This is a genomic window from Ignavibacteriota bacterium (assembly GCA_016707525.1).
Classification (GTDB): Bacteria; Bacteroidota; Ignavibacteria; order UBA10030; family UBA6906; genus JAGDMK01.
Genome location: JADJHP010000001.1, coordinates 32,765 through 52,511, shown reverse-complemented (window position 1 = coordinate 52,511; position 19,747 = coordinate 32,765). Strand labels below are relative to the sequence as shown.

Below are 19,747 nucleotides of genomic sequence, written 5' to 3'. Positions count from 1 at the left end.
GAATGCTGCGCGTTGCACTTCGTGGCTGTGTCGTGTCGTTCATGGCGTCGTTCCTGACGGCTCCCGGTACAGAGTTCTCCATTCGGTCTTTGCGGTCACGTTCCCGCTGCCATCCAACGATTCAAGGCTCCACGCGATGCTGCGCGCATCGGTCTTCGTCCAGAGCCAGGGGGGCAGGATGTACGAGACCGCTCCCGCGCGGAGCAGTCCCGTGAGCAGTACGGTATTCATCGGATCGATCACAACGACCCGGGAGATGTGGTCCTGCAACCCGCCTTGCCACGTAAGCACAACGGAATCGCCGGGCTTCACCCGGGCCATATCCTGCGGCGCAAGGAGTGTGAGGGGCTGCTGACCGGCCCCCCGCTCGCCGCCACCCACGAAATAGCGGAGCGGCGGGATGGGGAAGCCCGCAACGCCGCCAGTGGTGACCGGCGCAGGCCCGGCTCCCACCTCAGCCAGATCGGACACCGTGGCGGCATCGGGGCTGGCCTCGATACGCAGCAGGATCATGTACAGTCCGCTCGCCGTGGTGGGGAGCAACGACGGATCAGGTCCGCGCAACGTGTATGTTCCCGTGGGCGGAAGAAATTCGTTGAAGCGCTGGATCACCGTGTACCGGCGCTGGTCCGAGCGTTGTTCGATGGGAAGACTCGCCTCGGTCAGCAGATCCCATTCCGTCGGCGGGTCCTCTCCGGGCCGCACGATCTCCCATCGCCCGCGCAGGACCGCCGTCCCCGTGTATCGGATCTCGGCCATGAACGGTGGCACGGGTGCTCCCTCCCCCGTGCCGGTAAGACTCTCTCCATCCTCAAAGAAGAGACGCACATTCGTGAGGGCAAATGGCGTGAGCATGCCCGCGCCCGCCAACTCACAGGCCACGGGCACATACACATCCGGTCCATGCGACTGGCTCACAAAACGGCACACGAAGTAGAATGTTGATGGTCCGCCGCCCGCAGCCACCTGATACGCCCGCCTGGTGACGGAGGGGGGTATGGACATGATCGCCGTGAAGCCATTCGTGCCGCTCGCCGTCGATACATTGTAGCGCGCAGGAAGTGAGCCGTAGATCGTGCCGGGCACGGCCCGCTTCCCAATGTCGGGCGCGGCATCCATGATCGCGCCGGCCCAGAGTGCCTCGACGAGAACGTAGCCAGCCACACCACCGCATGTCAGGAACGCCGACGTTGCACCCGTCGCATCCACGGAGACGCGCGACGGATCGACCCTGATCTGAGCAGATGCGATCTCCACCGTCACGAACGTGACAAGTGCAAGCATTTGAAGTTGCATGCAGCCCTCAGAAGATGCTGAATGAGAGACCGGCGTTGATCGCCCAGGACCGGGTCTCAGCACGCAGATCGAACACATCGTCGCGCATGGTGAACTCGTTCCAGGAATACCGGATGAAACTGCGCCCTTGCCACGTGAAGACAAATGCGGACGAAAGATCGAATGCATACGATGCCTCGATCGAGACCTGCGCCTGCTGCTGTGCTGCCAAACCATCATCGGGACCTGACGTGGACATCGATCCGGTGAACGTGACCATTGCGCCGGCGGTGAGGGGAAGGAGTATATTCGCCCCGATGCGCCTGTTCTGCAGGACCGTTCCTGTTCCGGTGCTCTCATTCGACTCCAGCGCGCCTTCCAATCCCGCAGTGAACCCTTCAAGAACATTCACTGCGATGGCGAGACCGTTGGAGCGGTTCACCGTGCCGGCAGTCAGGAGACCACCCTGACTATTGTCCTGATCGGTATAGGTGCACCGGTACCCGATCCGCAGCCAGTCGCCCTGCCATTCCACCCCTCCGGCATGCGTCGTTGTCACCTGATCCGTGCCTCCCCCGGGAGTGGAACCGGAGAGATCCGGTGCTGTGACGCTCTCCTGGCCCGTCCTGTTGAGACTATAGGTCAGCGATGGCAGCCATCCGGGCAAAAGACCGCCGGAAACCGGCGGGACAAGCATCATATTCAGCGCGGTCTGCCGGGTTTCGCTTTTCGGTATGGAGGTGACAGCCGCAAGGTTGTCCTCTGCACGCTGATGGACGAAGTCCATCTGCAACGGGCCGAGTCCGCCGTGGGCCTCAACGGTATGGGAGAGCAGATCCGGACGAACGCTCGCACCGACCGTCCGGAAGAGCGGATCAACCCGTTCATGACGGTACACGACACTCAGCCGGCCGGACACCGAGGGAAGAAGCGCGGCTTCACGTACCACATCCCACGTGACATCGGCGTAACGCGCCTGACGTGTCTCCGGTTGAACAGGAACGGTTTCCAGACCCTGCTCGAGGAGAGGATCCCTCGGATTGACGAAGCGTGCGAGCGTCACACCGGCATCGAGCGTGATGGTCCTGCCCGGATCGGCACCGACGAGCCGCACGCTCGCTCCACCGCTTTCCTCAGCGTCATTGATCACGGCCTGCCCGAAGTTTGCCAGGGGAAGCTGCGACCCATGGACGTACGAGCCTTCGATCCGGAGCGTGGCGGTGGTCAACGGGAGGACGTTCACGCCGAGAGTGCCACTGTAGATCCTGTGCTGTGCATTCGCCAATCCCGCCAGATTGCTCCATCCCACGACCCCGGTGGCGTTCATCACCGAACCGGACAGGTCCGCCCACCCACCGAGTTGTGTTGTCACGGTGATGCCGCGGCTTGCGAAGTTGTTCAGGAGATGCCGCGAACGGCCATGGCTGATGTGGCCCGCCGCGATCTTCGACACACCCACCCATGCTTCGACGAGGCCGCTCGCCAGATCGATCTTGGACGCATCCTCCCCCAGTTCACTGAAACGCAGGGCTTCCGCACGATCGGAGACCCCGACGATGTTCGCAGCGAATCCGACGCCGACGCCTTTCCGTTCCACTTCGCCCTTCACTGACAACTGCCCGTTCAGCTCATGGGAAGGGGAGGGCGTTTCAGCAGATCCCTCTTCATCCCCGGGCATCTGCCCACTATACGAGAGGGTGAACGATGGTTGAAGGATGCTCCGCTCGAAACCACCGGAGACAAGGATGTGTATCGAGTCACCGGCAACCTGCGTCCAGACGTCTCCAGCATAGACGATGAACACCGACACGGCCACGGCCCCCGGGGGAGCCGCCAGGGCTTCAGGCTGGTACGAGAGCGTGTCTCCATGGAGGCGGCACAGGTCCGTTACATCCGTGGTCCCGATGACCAGAGCAACACGTTCGCCGCCCGACAGCGGTCTGCTGAGCAGGATCTCGATCGGACTGAAACGATTGCGCCACCCCTCACTCCCCAGCAGACGCGCGTTCACGTCCTGTGCGACAGCACCAGGTGTCCCCTGGAGCATGAGCACGACGAGGACGCATGACGCCCACCCACATGGTGCGGGATACAAGGCCGGATATGTCTTTGCGTTTGCCATCTGCGTGCCTGCATTATACTGCACGGTGACGGCCGGACACCATAGAGGCAAACACGCAACATTGCCTACGAGGGATCACGTAGAGGGTTGGGACGGAACCGCGGAGGGAACGGTGGATCCGGGAACAAGGATCACATCGCGTGTCTGTTCTCGATCGCGAATTTCAGCAGGGCGTGGCTGCCGCGGATGTTGAGCTTTGCGGCAATGTTGGTGCGGTGGGTTTCAACGGTACGGTAACTGATACAGAGATCGTCGGCGATCTCCTTGCTGGTCCTGTTCTCTCCAATGAGTCGCAGGATGCGGCGCTCCGACGGCGTCAGGATCGAGAGGCCCGGCCGGGCAGCAACGAGGGCACGCATACGCTCACGCCTGCCGACGAGATGGCCGGACATCAGCGGGCTGAGGTAGTGCTCACCTTGCGCGACCGTTCGTATCGCTTCCAGGACATGCAGGACCGCAGTCTCCTTCGTCACATACCCCTTCACCCCGGCGTCCAGTGCTTCGTCGAGCAGGTCTCCGCCAGTGTAGATGGTGAGGATGATCACGGCGGTGGCAAGATGCTCCGCCTGCATGGTCTTCGCCACCTGCAATCCCTTCATGAGCGGCATGTCAATATCGAGAACGGCGACATCCGGCGAAAGGTCCCTGATCAGGCGAAGCGCGGTCGCCCCTTCATCGGCCTCACCGACGACGCGGATGGAGGCGTCCTCTTCCACTGCACGCCGGACGCCTTGACGGAACAGCGGGTGATCGTCGGCGATGACCAGCGAGATCATCTCACCTCCTAAGCAGTTGCGGGAATGGGAATGGTGACGCACACCGTCGTACCGGCGCCGGCCGCTGTCTCCACGGTTGCGGCACCCCCGAGCAGCCGGGCCCGCCGGGCGATGCCGCTCAGGCCGAATCCTGCCGCATCCAATCCTGCCCGGCGGTCCAGCATGAACCCGCGGCCGTTATCCTGTATGGTGATGACCACATCCTGCGCTGAGCAGCGCACGGCGATGGAAGCTTTACCGGCCCCGGAATGCGTGAGGACGTTGTTCACCGCCTCCTGGATGATCCGGTAGACCATCGTACCCATCTCCGGAGTGAACAGCCGGTCCACATTGTCGATCTCGGTGGTGATCCTGACCGGGGCGGATGCGTTCACCGTTCCGGCCAGAGACAGGATGGCACGTGTCACACCGAGCCTGTCGAGCTGATACGGCCGGAGATTGTGGGCGATGCTTCTGACCTCTTCTATCGCAGCAGACAGTGAGGTGGAGATCTCCGTGAACTCATGTTCAGCGCGATGGGGGTCGTGCACATTCCTGATCCCCAGCAGGGATCTGTTCTTCGCAATAGCCAGGGTCTGTGCCAGACCGTCGTGGAGCTCGCCCGCGATCCGCGTGCGCTCTGCTTCCTGGAACTCCAGGAGCGTGCGGGAGAAACGGCGCTCCACTGCACCTTCCTGTTCCAGCGTATGCACCCTGCGGCTGTAGATCAGGAGGAGAATCCCCGCACATCCCGTCACCACAAGGGCGAGGAACCACCACGTTGCCCAGAACGGCCGGCCGATCACGATGGGGAGATGCACGGGATCCGACCACGGGGTGCGCGGGTCGCGCGCACGCACACGGAATTCGAAGCGCCCCCAGGGTAGATGCGTGTAGCGTGCATGCCGGTCCGTCTGCGACGGCTGCCATCCGTCATCCATGCCCGCGAGCATCCACTGGAATTCCGTTCGTCGCTCATCCCTGAAGCTCAGCGTATTGAACTGCACGGTCACCGTGTTCTCCGCAAAGGAAAACGACGTGCGATCCCGCGATAGCACACCTCCCTCGGGCGAAACCCCTTCGATGTACACTGCCGGTGGACGCTGCTCGCGGAGAAAGGTCTTCATATCCAGCCGCGAGACCCCGCCGATCGTGCCGATCCACAGGTCGCCCTCGTGACCCGCGCACCCGCTCCGTGTCGGATCAGCGATAAGGCCGTCACGCGAGTCAAGATGCGTCAGCACTGAGCCATTCCACGCATACACCCCCCGCTGTGTGCCGAACCACACCATGTCAAGACTGTCGCACACGACAAACGTCACGATGCCGCTGCGCACATCTTCGTCGTCCACTGCGATGGGCACACAACGCGTACCGTTCCACCCGACGATGCCGCGTTGCGTTCCGAACCAGAGCATGTCACGTCTGTCACGTTCGATGGACATGACCCAGGGGTCGGGGAGCCCTTCCGGTGCTCCGATCATCACCACGGTCCCGTCGCGGTAGAACCCACATCCCTTTCCATCTGTGCCGAACCAGAGCGTGCCATCCCCGTCCATGTGCAGGGCGCAGATCCCGGCATCGGGGATCCCGTCCTTTCCGCCGAGAGACAACAGGACCTTTCCGGCAGGGGTGACCCGCACGATGCGCCCACGACCCCCGCACCATATCATCCCGTCGTGGTCACGGAGCATACGGATCACCGCATCGTGGCGGAGCTCCGGCACGGGCGATGGGACGAGGGCGCCGTGGTCAACAGCGACAAGCCCCTCCCATGTGCCGATCCACATGGTCCCGCGTCCGGCCTCAATGAATGAATGCACGGTAAGGTGCGGCAGCCCCTCCGCCAGACCGAACGATGCAATCCGCCCATCGGGCCCGATCCTCGTAGCGCCGGAATAGGTACCGAGCCAGGTATTCCTCTGCTCATCCTCGTACACAGCTATGACGTGGTCACCCTTGAGACCTGTGGCATGTCCGTAGTTGCGGAAGAGGAGGCTCGGAAGCTTGAGCACACCCGCTTCTGTCCCGAACCAGAGCACGTCTTCCCGGTCTCTCAGGATCGCGCCGATGTAACGGTTGGGAAGATCCTGCATACCGGTGATCCGGCGCGCGTGACCGTCGACGAGCACCGCGAGTCCGAGTGTTGTACCGATCCAGATGTTCCCCTGGGCGTCCTCACCCAGACTCCGCACCTGGACATCAGGGCCAAGGAGGTCGCTCGAGAACAGGGTGAGCCACGCTCCATCGTGCAATCGTACAACGGTCCTCTCGTCCACGAGGGCAGCGAGCACATCGCCCCCACGGAGCAGAGTCATGGAGCCGACGACACCGTGTTCCAGCAGTGTGTGCGTCTCGACAAGTCGGGAGTCGCTCACCCGGCACCGCAGGATCCCGCCACCCGAGCCAATGAGGACGGCTCCCTGCGGCTCCTGCCACAGGCCCGTGATGTGATCATCCTGAAGACCCGTTGTGGCATCGAACAGCAGGCGCTCCCCGGACGGCGTGAACACGACCAACCCCTTGTTCGTGCCCACCCACAGAGCGCCGCTGACGTCTTTCAGCATCGTGATGACATAGGGCGACGGCAGACCGTCATCCGAGGGGCCGTGCCAGTGAAGCGTGCCTCCCTGGTACACGACCCGCGCGATCCCTGCCGTAGTGCCGACCCAGAGTGTGTCGCCGGGACCTTCCGCGATGCATGTGACCCGGGCAGCGCTGTTGCGATAGCTCCGGAGTTGCTTCGCATCATACATGCTGATCCCACCCCAGGTTCCGAACCAGAGACGTCCACGGGAATCCTGAAAGATGCAGGACACCGCGGATTGGGCAAGTCCATCCGCAGTGGTAAGTGTCGTGAACGGGTACATCTGACCCCGGACAGCGCAGGGCATCATGAGCGAACCGATTACAACGAGGAGTATCCGACGGCGTGCGGTCATTGAATGCCGCTCCTTGATCCCGGCCGGTCCGGTCCGCTTCGCACTCAATCGCGGATGAGATACTGCAGCAGATCGAACATCACTGCATGCAACGTTCGAAAAACATCGTCACCGGTTCCGAGGATGGCCTCCCGCGATTGCACGAACCGCGATGGGGTGAGATCCCCGGCACAGTGGTCAACCAGATCCATGACCGCTTCGGGTGTGGCCTCGAGGTGGAACTGCAGACCGATGACGCGCCGGCCGACCTGAAATGCCTGTTGGGAGCACGCCGCGCTCCGCGCGAGAGGCACTGCCCCCGCAGGTAGATCGAACGTCTCGCCGTGCCAGTGAAATGCGGGGAATGACGGTGGGAATCGGTAGACAGCATTGCCGGCAGACGGGACCCCGGCAACCGGGAACCACCCGATCTCCTTCTCGCTGTTCGGGTGCACCCGCGCACCCAGAGCACTCGCGATCAATTGTGCCCCCAGACAGATCCCGAGAACCCTCGTGCCAGCGTCAATGGCACGGCGAATGAATGCGCGCTCCTGCGCAAGCCATGGATGCGCCAGCCCGTCGTTCACGCTCATCGGACCACCCAGGATCACCAGAAGATCCAGCCCGCGGAGATCCGGCAACTCCCACGCTTCATGGAATCTGGTCCAGGTGACGGTCAAGCCGGTCCGCCGGCTCCAGGTGTCGACCGCCCCCGGCCCTTCGAATGAAACATGTTGCAGGTAATGGACACGCATCGGCACTCCCCTTTCAGACCGCTGCATCCTTCCATCTACCGCGCGCGCAATCGCCCTCCCATGGCACCCACGCCATCCGGATCGCATCCTCCTGACACGGAGCAATGCAGTGTTCCTCGCTGCCGCAATCGTGCGGCCGGACAAGCAGCGCCTTACCGGCGACAAGTTCCAGACACCGGGGTCCGCAGGCCTCAACACATGCGCCGCACCCGGTGCACAGATCGTCATCCACGATGGGTACCCACTTGTGGGTACCCGCCGGTGTCATCGGACTGACCCGCCGCGTTGTCTCCATGCTGCCCGCCTTTCCGTAACGACCTCTCCTCTCCCCTTCCCTGAACTCTTCAGACCCCGGCCTGCGTACAGCCCGGGCATCTCAGATGTCCTGTGACCGCAGCACGACGCGGGCCCAGAGCAGAGGCAGGCCGACCCACAGCATGGCAGCCACCACGAGCACGAGCATGCTCACTTCCGGACCACCGAGGAAGCGCAACAGCGCAGCCCCCGTTGCGCCGAAGATCGTTTCGTTGTCCAGTACGATCAAGGAAGCGACACGGACAAGGTCGACCGGATTCCCGAAAAGGGAAAGGAAGAGCGCCGTCACCGCACTCTGCCCGCGCAATTGCGACGCCAGACCGAGCACCACGAGGTCATAGAACAGCACGAAGTGGAACCAGAGCAGGATGGCGAATCCGAACGAGCGCGGACGCCGGCCTGCCAGCATCGTGGCAAGCGCTCCCACACACAGGAAGATCAATCCGAGGAGCAACGTCATGACCGCGAAGGCGATGAAGCCACCGATGCCCTCCGTGCCGGTCTGGAATAGGATCACGCCCCCGGACACGATGAAGCCGGCCACCATCGCACCTCCCATCGCTACGAAGAGGCCGGCGATCTTTCCCAGCATCACTTCCGTCCGTGAGACAGGCTGCGAGAACAGCAATTCCGTCGTCCCGCGATCACCGGCAAAACTGAGCGTTGCCAGGACGAGTGCCATCAGCGGGACCACATACAGCACGAGGTTCACCATGCTCGCGGAGGTGCGGGTGAAATCGGCCATACCATCATACCCCTCGGCAGCGACGCCGGCCCAGGCGATCACCAGCATCAGCACACCGAACACCGCAGCCATGATCACCGTCCACCGGTTCCTGACGGTGATGGTCAGCTCCCGTTGTGCGATGAGGACGATGGGCGACGTGGTCATCGCATCACTCCGTGCACGCTTCGCAGTTCTCACCGGTCTTCTCCTCGGGTGGATGTGCCTTCACGAATGCCGCGGCACGGTCCGCCGAAGCGAACGCGATCCGGCCCGAGCCCATGGGCGTATGAATACCGGCTGTAACGATCGTGCTGCGTCCGTACGGGACCCATGCGAGGGTCTCGTAGTCCTTCACGAAGATGGCCGCGATCTCATGCGCCGGCATCTTCTGCCTTGCATGCAGCAGACAGCCGATGTCGTCGTACTTGTGGACGGTTCCATCGGTCGCAATGATCTCCGATGCGAACCGTGCATCCGAGATCGCCATGCGGCACCCCGCACACAGGTCTTCGGGAAAGATGTCCACCGGCCGCGGCTCATTGCCACCACACCCTGCAGCAATGAATGTCAGCACCAGGAAGAGTGCCAGGCTATGCTTCATCATGCTCGTCTCCCACATAGTGAAGATACAGGTCCTCGATCGAGTGTGCGGTGCGGGACAAGGCTTGCAGGCTTTCCACAGATTCTTCGGCGACGAGCCGCCCCCCGACAAAGATCCCGACACGGTCCGCAAGCTGCTCCGCTTCGGCAAGCAGATGCGTGGAGAACACGATCGTCTTGCCCGCCTCTTTCTGCTGCACGATGAACTCCCGGAACCGCCGCACTCCATGCGGATCAAGATTGGCCGTCGGCTCGTCAAGCAGGAGGACCGAGGCATCCGGTAGTGCCACCACCGCAAGCCCGAGGCGCTGCGTCATGCCGCCGGAGAACCCCCCGACCGGCCGGTCCGCCCCCGTCACGAAGCGCGCCTTTTCGAGAACGGCGTCCACCACAGCGGGCGCCACACCGCGGAGCCGCGCATGGAACATCAGGATCTCCCGTGCTGTGAGCGAGTCCGGGAACACCACACGCTGGGGAAGATAGCTGATCACCTGCCGGGCAGCACGGGGCTCACGCCGGATATCGATGCCGCTGATCCGGATGCTTCCCCTGTCCGGAAGCGACAATCCCACAATGCACTTGAGCGTGGTGCTCTTCCCGCTCCCGTTCGGACCAAGAAAGGCAAAGACCTCTCCTTCGCGGACTGTGAACGACACATCCCGCACGGCTTTCGTCCGTTCGAAATTCTTGGAGAGATGGCTCACTTCGATCACGGATTCCTCCCCATCGCATGTCCCGTGAACAGGCGTTCCCGATCCATGAGCGGATGCGGATCGGACGCTTCCGTCAGCTGCATGATCGGAAAGGCCGCGGAAGCTGCAGCAAGGGCCTGCGAGGCCGGACTGTACAGGAAGAGCCGGACCGCGCTGTTCCTCCCTTCGAGATAATGAAAGACGTTCTGTATCCGCATCGGTACGTCGCCCACGCCATCCCCATCGAGATCATACCCCTCGTACCCGCTCCAGTAGTTCCCCCGTCCGCCGTCGCTCCACCGCGAACCGGTGCGCTTGCCGACCACGACCAGCGGACTCAGGTTGTCGATGAAGGCATTCTCCGTGAAGGTATTCCCATCCGCGTTCTGGAACATCTGCAGTGCCAGGTCGTTCCGTGCAATGATGTTGTGCCGGAATCGTCCATGCCGTGAGTTCTCCAGGAAGATCCCGATCGCATTGTCATCGACGATATTCGAGTCCGCCACCAGACCGTGACAATCCTGCAGCAGAACGCCGAACGCAGAGAAGGCCCTGTTCCGCGCGAACACATTGTGCCGCATGACAATGCCGCGGCTATACATGACCGCAGCTCCCGCGGCGTTGTCCTCGAACCGGTTCCCGAGGAAGGTGTTCGAGTCGGCGTACATGTAATGCAGGCCGTACCGCACGTGGTGGACATTGTTCCGCTCGATGTGTGTATGGTTCGCATTCTGGATGTAGATCCCATCACGGACATCGGTGACCGTGTTCCCCGCGATCACGTTCCACGGTGAGTCGTACACATGGATCCCGCTGCCCCGCTGGCCGACATCGAGGTGCCGTCGGCCGGTGATCTCATTCCCGTCGATCGTGTTGCCCCTGCCCCGGAAGAGGTACACCCCGAAGAGAATGTCCCGGAGCCGGTTCCGGAGGATCCGGTTGCCTTTCGAACGGACGAGGATGCCGGCATCCTCATGCACGAGCATGCGCCCGCACCGCTCGATCACGAACCCCGCCACGGTACACGAGTCCGCCGTGATCGTGATGGTACTCCCATTGCCGCTCCCCCGGATGACGGGCGACCCAACACCGATCAGCGCGATCCTCCGGTCCAAGACCAGATCGCCCTCCCACACGCCACCGCGGACAAGGACCGTGTCTCCCGGACGGGCAGCAGCGATCCGCGAGATCAAGGATTGCCCGATCGCCGGCAGGGGCTGTACCACGCCCCCGACCAGGAGTGCGGCAACGAAACACCTGCAGCATACTCTGCGGATGCCCGCGGACCGGCCCGGATGTGTTCCTGCCGTGGGAGGAAGAGCCGTCATTCCATCTCTTTCTTCCGGGCCGCCCGGAGCGCAAGCACCAGAGCCAGCCCGAGCATGAGCATGGAGAAGACCATGACGACCGAGCCCGGCTCGGGATAGCTGTAGACCTCGAAATTGGCGAGGGTCTGATGACCGAAGAGCGGCGGCATGAACGGCGGAACCTTCACCGCCGCGGTCGGGTCCAGCTCATGCCCATACAAATAGAGTTTCCGGTAGAAACTCCAGAGAGAGAAGCCGCCGAAGTACACGAAGAGGACCAGCAGGTCCACCAGCTGGTCCATGCGTCCCATGACCGCCACGCGCAAGCCAAGGAGGATCAAACCACCGATCACAAAGGGGATCCAACGGAACTCGGTGAAATCCTCTTCCCGGAGGGCCCGCATGCCGATGTAGTGGTTCAGTGCGTTGATCTCCTTCAAGTCGTCCCGGGAGGGCGACTTGTCCCCCTCGAGCTTGTGTCCGTGGATCTTCAGCACCAGCCCTTCGGGGAACTGATTGGAGTAGAGTGTCAGACTCCAGAGGGGCAAGAAGTATGTGAGGAGCAATGCCAGCGCCGCAATGATGACGACAACCCTGCTGCGGACATCAAGTACCACTCCAAAGAATGTTGCTGCACGCCGGACGATCGCCTGCATGATGCCTCCTGGATCAGAAGAGTCCCCCGCCCCGGCCGTACGGGGCAGGGGACGTCAGTACGTGTTCACTGAGCGGCCAGTCCGGGGCCACCGGTGCGGGCGCGGGCCGCCGTTCCGTTGCCGCGCACCAGCAGATATCCCTGCATCTCCTGGTGCAGTGCGGAGCAGAAGTTCGTGCAGTAGTACGGAAACACCCCCGGTTTGTCCGCGATGAACTCGATCACCTTGGTCTCGCCGGGATCGGCCACGATATTCAGGTTGTACTCATTCAGCCCGAAGCCGTGCAGTTCGTCCGTCGTCTGCTCGATGTTCGTGATGTAGATCGTGACCTTGTCGCCCTGGTTGACCTCGATCACCGTCGGCTCGAAGCTGGTCCGCACCGCCACCATCAGCACCTCCACGTTCCTGCCATTGCGCGTGACGCGGGCATCCTTGATGTCCCAGATCGCCTTCGGGTGCCGGTTCTCTTCCTTTGGATACACTTCGATCGGCTTCAGCTTGTCCGCCTTGATCATCTGTGCATTGTGCGGTTCGGGCTCGGTGAAGGCATCGTACAGCAGCGCCATCTTCTCCCCGCTGATGTCGATCAGCTGCGAGGATTCGGGTTGCGAGGGACCGACATTCAAATGACGGCCGTGCGAGAGCTTGTTCATCGCCACGAGGTACTTGCCGTCCGGACTGCGCGAATCCCCCTCCGCGGCACAGAGATGACCGATATTGTACGACACCGGAACCTTGTCCAGGACCTCCCACGTGCCCAGTTTCCATTTCGCCACGGCACTTTCCACAAACAACGAGGTATATGCGTTGCCCTGATCGTCGAACTGCGTATGCAACGGTCCGAGCCCCACATTCACCTCGGCTTCTTTGACAGCGTCATAGTTCAGGACCGGGATCCCATCCTCATCGCCGGTGAAATCCCTCTTCTCGATGGCGGCCAGGATCCGCTCGATGGTGAACACCGTCGTGATGCTCTGCAGTTTGCCGCTGCCGATGATATAGCGTCCGTCCGGACTGATATCCACCCCGTGCGGGGACTTCGCCACCGGCAGCAGGAACACGGCACCGGGTGCATCCCTCGGGTCAAGCAGTTGCACGCCATCCATCGTTTTCGCTTTCCCCGCCGAGACCGCCTGTTCCACGAGCTTCCAGTTCACCGCCGCGATGTAGTCCCTGTCGCGCTGACTCGCCGTGACCTCGAGCTTCCCCGTCGCCCGCTCGCTGTTGTAGCAGGTCCAGAATGCCCAGCCATGGCTCGGGCCCTTGCCGGCATCGCCCAGATCATAGTTGAATGGCGGCATCTTCACTTCCCATCCCACCCGCATCTCCCCCGTTTTCGGATCGACGCTGATGCCGCATACCACGCCGTTGTATTTCGTCGCGTAGTCCTGCACGCTTTCAACCCGTCCCTTGGGCAAGGGGATCGAGAACCGGGAGGCCGACAGGATATACTCCGTGTTCTCCGTGACGAATGTGGATCCATGGTTCCCGGACACGTTCGGGATCGGTCCAAGAATCTGCCTGGTCTTGAAGTCGCGCAGATCGATCCGCGCCATGCGGTTGTTGCTGTTGTCGTTCACGAAGAGCCAGCGCGCATCGTACTCGCCGCCCGTTTCGCTCAGCGCAGGGTGGTGCACATCGCCCCAGGTGAAGCCGCCCATCATCTGCTTCGTCTCCTTGTCGAAGCCGTACCCCGTCGCTGGGTAGGGCGCGAACACCGGAATCGTGGCGATATGGCGCATCGAGGGGATCCCGTAGACATAGACCTGTCCGGAGTGGCCACCGGATTTGAAGATGTAGTATTCATCCAGATCGCCGGGCGCCACATAGGTCTTCAGTGCGGCCTCCTGAACATCTGACCGCGCTTCGGACCGTCCTCCGCTCCGCCCCTTCTTGTCGGGCCCGCACCCTGCAAGCAGCAACAGAGCGAAGAGCGTAGCGATCGTAAGCACTGCGACCGGGATCGGTGACTGTCGTTTCATGAGACCCTCCTCAGTAGTGGACCATTGCACAGGGCGGCGCGGAGATCGTTCACCTGAACGGAGCGATCAGTGCGAAGCACCGGCTGCCGTGACCATTTTCTTCTTCAGCAGTTCATTTGCCATCTTCAGCTTCTCGATCACTTCACGCCGCTCTTCGGGCGTCAGCGTGATCATGGTTGCAAGGACCACTTCCATCGTACCGGTGGGCTTCGCAAGGAAGTCTTCGAGCGACCGGCCGAACCGCGCCTGCACATCATCCACGGCCTGTGCCAGATCGGGCCCGATCTGCGCGGCCGCCTCAACGTCGAGTGTCGATACGGAGTGACAGACAAAGCAGCTCTTCGTCACGAAGAATGCTCCCGGCCCGTTGAGCATCCGGTCTTCGCGGGCTTTCTCCTCCGCATTCGGGATGTCGCGGAAATTGTGACCGGGGATGTACTCCACCGGGATATCGGCCTTGCCCCAGCTCATCACCAGGAGCGCCAGCGCCTGCGCGTCCGCGCTGGACAGGCCGAAGTTGGGCATGACCGATTCAGGGACGAGTTCCTTGGGGTTCTTCAGATGGGCCACATGCCAGCTGAATGCCGAAGCAAACCCTTTGATGCGCTCGTAGTTGTACTGTTCCGGCGACTTGTCACCCACCGTCGTCAGATCGGGTCCGACCGTGCCACCTCTGCCGTTGATCACGTGGCAGGCCCGGCATCCCTTTGCTGCAACGAGACGCTTGGCCGCATTGATCACTTCCGCACCCCGCGTCTCCCGATCGTACCGGTGACAGGCATTGCAGTTGAGCTGCATCATGGCCTTCTTGTTGCTCAAGACATAGAAGTCCCCGAGTTCCTGTCCCATCACCGGCTCCTCCCAGTGCTCGATGAGTCCGTGTGCCTCCTCCATCGTGACGGCATACCCCTGCCCGCCATGACAGACCGTGCAGCCGAACTTTTCGATCGGATGAGAGGCGAGGACCTCCTGGGGATGCGTCCGGAACGGCTGCGGAAGCTTCTCCAGCCCGCGCCACCCGGCGCCGAGATGGCACGTCACGCAGCGGTCGGTACGGTTCAGGGCAGGGACATGGATCTGCTGCAACCCCTCCGGTACCGCTGCTGCACGGTCGGGCCCGAGGGTTGTGGCAACAGTCTCCCGGAACTCCTCCTGGTATCCGCGCCATTCCGCCGTGGCGTCGACGAAGAAGAAGTATCCTGCAATGAGCAACACGCCGATCCCGCCAAGACTGATCAGGAGCTTGTCGCGATGGACGAAGCCGTGTTTCGTATCAGGCAAACGATGATCCATTGAGCTGTGCCTCCTTAGAATCGCACCGGCATATCAGGCCACGTCTCCCAGGGCCAGTAGAGGTGCCAATAGGGACCCCGCATGAAGGTCCCGACGATGGTCAGGATGATGATGAGGAGACAGATGAGCAGGAAGACCCTGTTCGCGGTCTTCCGTTCCGGCGCGAACCATACCCCGACCGCCCCGGACCCCGAACGGTCGCGGTACGGCCACCAGACACCGAGGGCGAACAACAGGCCGGGCAGGATCACTCCTCCGACCAGCGCACCATTGATGGTGAATGATCCGATCGAAACGGTGGTAATGGTGACGATCTCCTGCAGCCACAGGAAATACCAGGGGGCCTTGGCCGGGTTCGGCGTTACGGATGGATCCGCCGGAGTTTCCAGCGGTGCAGGAAAGATGACCGTCAGGACCGCGACCGCGATGAGGGTGAGCAGAGCCACGAAGACGAGACGCCGGACCAGGTGTGGAGATGAGGAAACGGTGTCACGCTCTTCATCCATCACGGTATTCCGCACATGCACCGACTCTCCACCCACCACCCCGAGGAGCGAATAGGTTTTCGTGCGCACGGGTGGCGCCGATTCGGCCTTTGCGGACAGTGCCTCACGGTCGACCGCTGCCAGGCCTCCATCTTTCCGTATGCGCCACATGTGCCAGGCGAACAGCACCAGCACGGCGACCGGCAGGAAGAACACGTGGAGGACATAGAAGCGGATGAGCGCAGGCTGATCGATCGTGGTGCCGCCCAGCAGCAGGAACCGCGTTGCCTCCCCCGCCACCGGTGCAGCGCTCGCAATGTTCGTTCCCACGGTGATCGCCCAGTACGCAAGCTGGTCCCACGGCAGGAGATAGCCCGTGAACGACAGCAGCAGCGTACAGATGAGGAGAACAAGCCCGATGATCCAGTTCAGCGGACGGTTGGCGCCGGCGGCGCTTCCGTTCTTGTACGCTCCGGTGAGAAAGACCCTGATCATATGGAGAAAGACCGTGGCCACCATCAGATGCGCAGCCATCCGGTGCATTCCGCGGAGCATCCACCCGAAGGAGACGACGAACTCGATATCCTTCACCGAGGAGTACGCACGCTCCACCGAGGGAACATAGAGGAACATCAGGACCAGCCCAGTGCCCACGAGGATCAGGAACAGGAAGAACGAGATCGTCCCGAGGTAGAAACTATAATTCCAGGCGAGGCTGGCTTTCGCGATCCTGGCCGGGAACCAGTGCAACAGCATGTTCTTGACGATTGCATCGCCGGCTACTTTCTCGCTTTCCGGTTTCCACGGCCACAGGAGGCGCTGCAAACCGGACCGCGTGTGGATTGTGTGTCCCATCGACGTTTCTCCGTCATCCCTGGTGCGTTCGTGATGGCTCATACGGTCAACCGGAAGTTCCGCTCCACTTCCATGCTCAGGTCCACCATCAACTGCCCGTCGTCCGGCGAGAGCTCCAGACGGTGCCATCGCAGCGGGGCCGGGGCCGGACCCGCATAGTTCGTTCCGTCGTCGTAGAACTTGGAGCCGTGACAGGGACAGTGGAATTCGAACGGGACCGACCGCAATTCTCCATTGACCTCAACCTGCTTCGGCTGCTGGAGTTTCATATACTTCACCGTGCATCCCAGGTGGGTGCAGGCGGCTGAAACCGCAGAGTAGGTACTCCCGCTGCGGAACACATAGAGCCGGCGTTCCTCGAGGAATGTAACGCCCTCGGCGAGCCCTGTCGGCGGACCGATCTTGAATTTGCTCGGTGGTTCGTACAGCACGTTTGGGACCAATGAGCGGAAGGACTGAAAGCCGAGGGCGGCCAGTCCGGCGGCCAATCCGCCAAGACCGATCTTCTGCAGGAAAGACCGTCTCGAACTGTGAGAGGACAGGGCTTCCGGTGATGCCGCATTCCTGACGGCAGAGTGATTCATTGCTGCGCCTCCTAATAGTGCGGGGAGCCGGGCTCCCGTTGTTCATAGGTGAAGATCTCCATGCTCATGGCATCGGTAGGGCAGCGGATCGCACAGAGCCCGCACCGGATGCACGACTCATCATCCTTGATCATTGCCGATGCGGGACCGCCGGCTTCCAGCCGGAAGTGTTCCGTTAACGTCTCGCGGGTCGCCTCGTCGAGTGCCAGATCCTCGAAGGGCACAAGCTTCAGACAGTATTCAGGACAGACATCCACACACCGGTTGCACATCACGCAGCGGTCTGCGTCGTAGACCGTCTGCACGTGGCATGCGAGGCACCGTGCTGCCTGGCGCACTGCTTCACCGGGTTCGTACGCGGACTCCACCTCCGTGATACCGGTGCGCCTCTCGGTCGCGATCGTGGGAGGAGCACACCGGGGGATGCGCTCATAGTTTTCGGGCCGGTGATAGGTGCGGGTTGAGATCTTTTCAACATTCAGCGTGTAAGCGGATTCTCGCTTCCTCCCGGTGAGGTGGGCCTCGATGGATCGCGCAGCCAGTTTACCATTCGCCACCGCATCGATGACATTGCGCGGTCCGTAGGCAACGTCGCCGCCGGCGAACACCCCGGGAGCAGATGTTGCCAGTGTTGCCGGGTCCACCTGGATCAGGTTTCCACCCCGCAGCTGAATGCCATCGGCCGGGCGGAGAAATGAGAGATCGGTCTGCTGGCCGATCGCCAGCACGACAGAGTCGACTTCGAGACGTTCCGTGACCGAGCCATTGTACACCGGGTTAAACCGTCCGTCGCCATCGTACGTGCGGTCCACCCCGATGAGATCCACATGCGTCACGCGTCCCTGGACGCCGGTGAAGCGATGCGGGCCACGTTGCGGGTGGAACTGAACACCTTCGCGGATGGCCTCTTCGAATTCTTCTTCGCCCTGGGCCGTACGCAGCACCGGCATCTCCGCGAACGATTCGAGGCTTGCGATATGCACTTCATCGGCCCCTCCGCGGAGAGCGGAACGCGCGGCATCCACCGCCGCATGGAGATCGCCGTCCGGTTCCTGCGGGCCGCCGCGGAGTGCAGTGCGGGCTGCATCGAATGCAACGAAGCCGCCGCCGATCACCAGCACCCGGCGGCCGAGGTCCATGCGAAACCCGCGGTTGATGTTGAGCAGGTAGTCAATGGCCCGGACCACACCGTCCAGATCATTCCCGGGGACCGTCAAGTCCCGTCCGCGTTGTGTGCCGACAGAGATGAACACGGCCTGATACCCCTGCTGCTTGAGATGCTCGACCCCGAAGGCGGCGGTCAGTGGTGTATGAAAGCGGATCACGGCGCCCAGCTCCGTGATGGTCCTGACCTCCTTTTCTATGAGGCTGCGCGGAAGACGGTATTCCGGTATACCATAGCGCAGCATTCCCCCCGCTTCCCCGGATGCCTCAAAGACCGTCACCCTGTAGCCCATCAGTGCAAGATCATGGGCACAAGCGAGGCCTGCGGGGCCGGACCCGATGACAGCGACCATGGGGCCGGTACCGGCTGCATGGCGCTCGCGTAACTGGGAAGGATGGTCCGGTGACCAGGCATTGCCGGGATCAGGGGTTCCGTCGAAGAGGTCGTCGAGCGTATCCGGGGACTGCGATTCCACGCCATAGCGTTCGGTCACGACCCGCTTCAGAGAGCGGATGCTGACGGGCGCATCTATAAGCCCGCGCCGGCAGGAGTCCTCGCATGGCGCGGCGCAGATGCGTCCGCAAATACTTGCAAGGGGGTTGGGGGAGCGTGCTGTCAGATAGGCTTCGCGGATCCTGCCCTCGGCGATGAGCTGGACATACCGTCCTGCATCGGTGTGGACAGGGCAGGCCGCCTGGCAGGGCACCATGTCTTTCCAGAATTGCATATCGGGGATGCGTACGTTCAGCATGGCTTATCCTGCCAGAGATGTGGAGGCACGCTATAGAGCTCGGAACGACAGACTACGAGTTCTCCTGGCACGGCACCAGGAGGCGCTTCAGACTTTGTATTTACGACTATATTGTCTGATTATTGCCCGTACAACACGAAGGAAAGAATCACGCAAATCAGTAGATTTAAGATATTACTATCCGATTATACGATATTCTTTACGACAGAGTCAAGAAGAAAATCCGCTCAGGATCACCCGAAAGATTCACGTGGCCAGATCGCGGAATGTGTGTGCTGAGGCAAACGTATCAGCGCGGTCCGCAGAGATGGACCCCCGGCGGCGCATCCCTACGTGTGTCTACGCAGATCGATTTCCGTGTGTACCTCGATTGTATGGATCGCCCCCCCGCCGTACACTCCGACACGAGGCCTGCGTTCGGATGCTCACCGTGCCGGTAGCCGATGCGATGAAGCCGGATACCGGATGTCTGATCTCCCATCAATGGGCCAGCGACCCCACCGCAGC

General features: G+C 62.0%; 16 protein-coding genes. All 16 read right to left on the bottom strand.

All coding sequences use genetic code 11. The features are described 5' to 3' along the window. Positions 1 to 39 precede the first annotated feature (39 nt). A complete protein-coding gene (locus IPI01_00210; protein MBK7256257.1) occupies positions 40 to 1,296 on the bottom strand; it encodes a hypothetical protein in 1,257 nt (418 codons plus the stop codon). Positions 1,297 to 1,303: 7 nt separating this feature from the next. Then, positions 1,304 to 3,397 (bottom strand): hypothetical protein, encoded by a 2,094-nt coding sequence (locus IPI01_00205; protein MBK7256256.1) that lies wholly within the window; start codon positions 3,395 to 3,397, stop codon positions 1,304 to 1,306. 131 nt (positions 3,398 to 3,528) lie between these two features. Beyond that, on the bottom strand, positions 3,529 to 4,173 hold the full coding sequence (locus IPI01_00200) for a response regulator transcription factor (protein ID MBK7256255.1): 645 nt from the start codon (positions 4,171 to 4,173) through the stop codon (positions 3,529 to 3,531). An 8-nt stretch (positions 4,174 to 4,181) separates the two neighbouring features. Next, positions 4,182 to 7,094 carry a hypothetical protein gene (locus tag IPI01_00195; GenBank protein MBK7256254.1) on the bottom strand — a complete coding sequence of 971 codons (2,913 nt, stop codon included), beginning with the start codon at positions 7,092 to 7,094 and terminating at the stop codon, positions 4,182 to 4,184. Positions 7,095 to 7,138: 44 nt separating this feature from the next. After that, on the bottom strand, positions 7,139 to 7,828 hold the full coding sequence (locus IPI01_00190) for a type 1 glutamine amidotransferase (GenBank protein ID MBK7256253.1): 690 nt from the start codon (positions 7,826 to 7,828) through the stop codon (positions 7,139 to 7,141). Between the two features lie 13 nt (positions 7,829 to 7,841). After that, positions 7,842 to 8,096, bottom strand: coding sequence for a 4Fe-4S binding protein (locus tag IPI01_00185; protein MBK7256252.1), 255 nt, complete (start codon positions 8,094 to 8,096; stop codon positions 7,842 to 7,844). Between the two features lie 108 nt (positions 8,097 to 8,204). Beyond that, positions 8,205 to 9,068: an ABC transporter permease gene (locus IPI01_00180; protein ID MBK7256251.1), complete on the bottom strand. Its 864-nt coding sequence runs from the start codon at positions 9,066 to 9,068 to the stop codon at positions 8,205 to 8,207. Further along, on the bottom strand, positions 9,040 to 9,474 hold the full coding sequence (locus IPI01_00175) for a nitrous oxide reductase accessory protein NosL (protein MBK7256250.1): 435 nt from the start codon (positions 9,472 to 9,474) through the stop codon (positions 9,040 to 9,042). The genes IPI01_00180 and IPI01_00175 overlap by 29 nt, the downstream gene beginning before the upstream one ends. Next, positions 9,461 to 10,183 carry an ABC transporter ATP-binding protein gene (locus IPI01_00170; GenBank protein ID MBK7256249.1) on the bottom strand — a complete coding sequence of 241 codons (723 nt, stop codon included), beginning with the start codon at positions 10,181 to 10,183 and terminating at the stop codon, positions 9,461 to 9,463. Before IPI01_00170 ends, IPI01_00175 begins: the two co-directional genes overlap by 14 nt. Next, entirely contained in the window at positions 10,180 to 11,490 is a 1,311-nt protein-coding gene (gene nosD, locus IPI01_00165; GenBank protein ID MBK7256248.1) for a nitrous oxide reductase family maturation protein NosD, read from the bottom strand. The genes IPI01_00170 and nosD overlap by 4 nt, the downstream gene beginning before the upstream one ends. After that, positions 11,487 to 12,125 carry a hypothetical protein gene (locus IPI01_00160; protein MBK7256247.1) on the bottom strand — a complete coding sequence of 213 codons (639 nt, stop codon included), beginning with the start codon at positions 12,123 to 12,125 and terminating at the stop codon, positions 11,487 to 11,489. The genes nosD and IPI01_00160 overlap by 4 nt, the downstream gene beginning before the upstream one ends. A 65-nt stretch (positions 12,126 to 12,190) precedes the next feature. Continuing rightward, a complete protein-coding gene (gene nosZ / locus IPI01_00155; GenBank protein MBK7256246.1) occupies positions 12,191 to 14,107 on the bottom strand; it encodes a Sec-dependent nitrous-oxide reductase in 1,917 nt (638 codons plus the stop codon). A gap of 66 nt (positions 14,108 to 14,173) precedes the next feature. Continuing rightward, on the bottom strand, positions 14,174 to 15,388 hold the full coding sequence (locus tag IPI01_00150; GenBank protein ID MBK7256245.1) for a c-type cytochrome: 1,215 nt from the start codon (positions 15,386 to 15,388) through the stop codon (positions 14,174 to 14,176). A 26-nt stretch (positions 15,389 to 15,414) separates the two neighbouring features. Beyond that, entirely contained in the window at positions 15,415 to 16,740 is a 1,326-nt protein-coding gene (locus tag IPI01_00145) for a cytochrome b N-terminal domain-containing protein (protein ID MBK7256244.1), read from the bottom strand. Between the two features lie 38 nt (positions 16,741 to 16,778). Continuing rightward, complete coding sequence (locus IPI01_00140) at positions 16,779 to 17,324, bottom strand: Rieske 2Fe-2S domain-containing protein (protein ID MBK7256243.1); 546 nt, start codon at positions 17,322 to 17,324, stop codon at positions 16,779 to 16,781. 11 nt (positions 17,325 to 17,335) lie between these two features. Beyond that, entirely contained in the window at positions 17,336 to 19,240 is a 1,905-nt protein-coding gene (locus tag IPI01_00135; protein ID MBK7256242.1) for an FAD-dependent oxidoreductase, read from the bottom strand. Positions 19,241 to 19,747 lie beyond the last annotated feature (507 nt).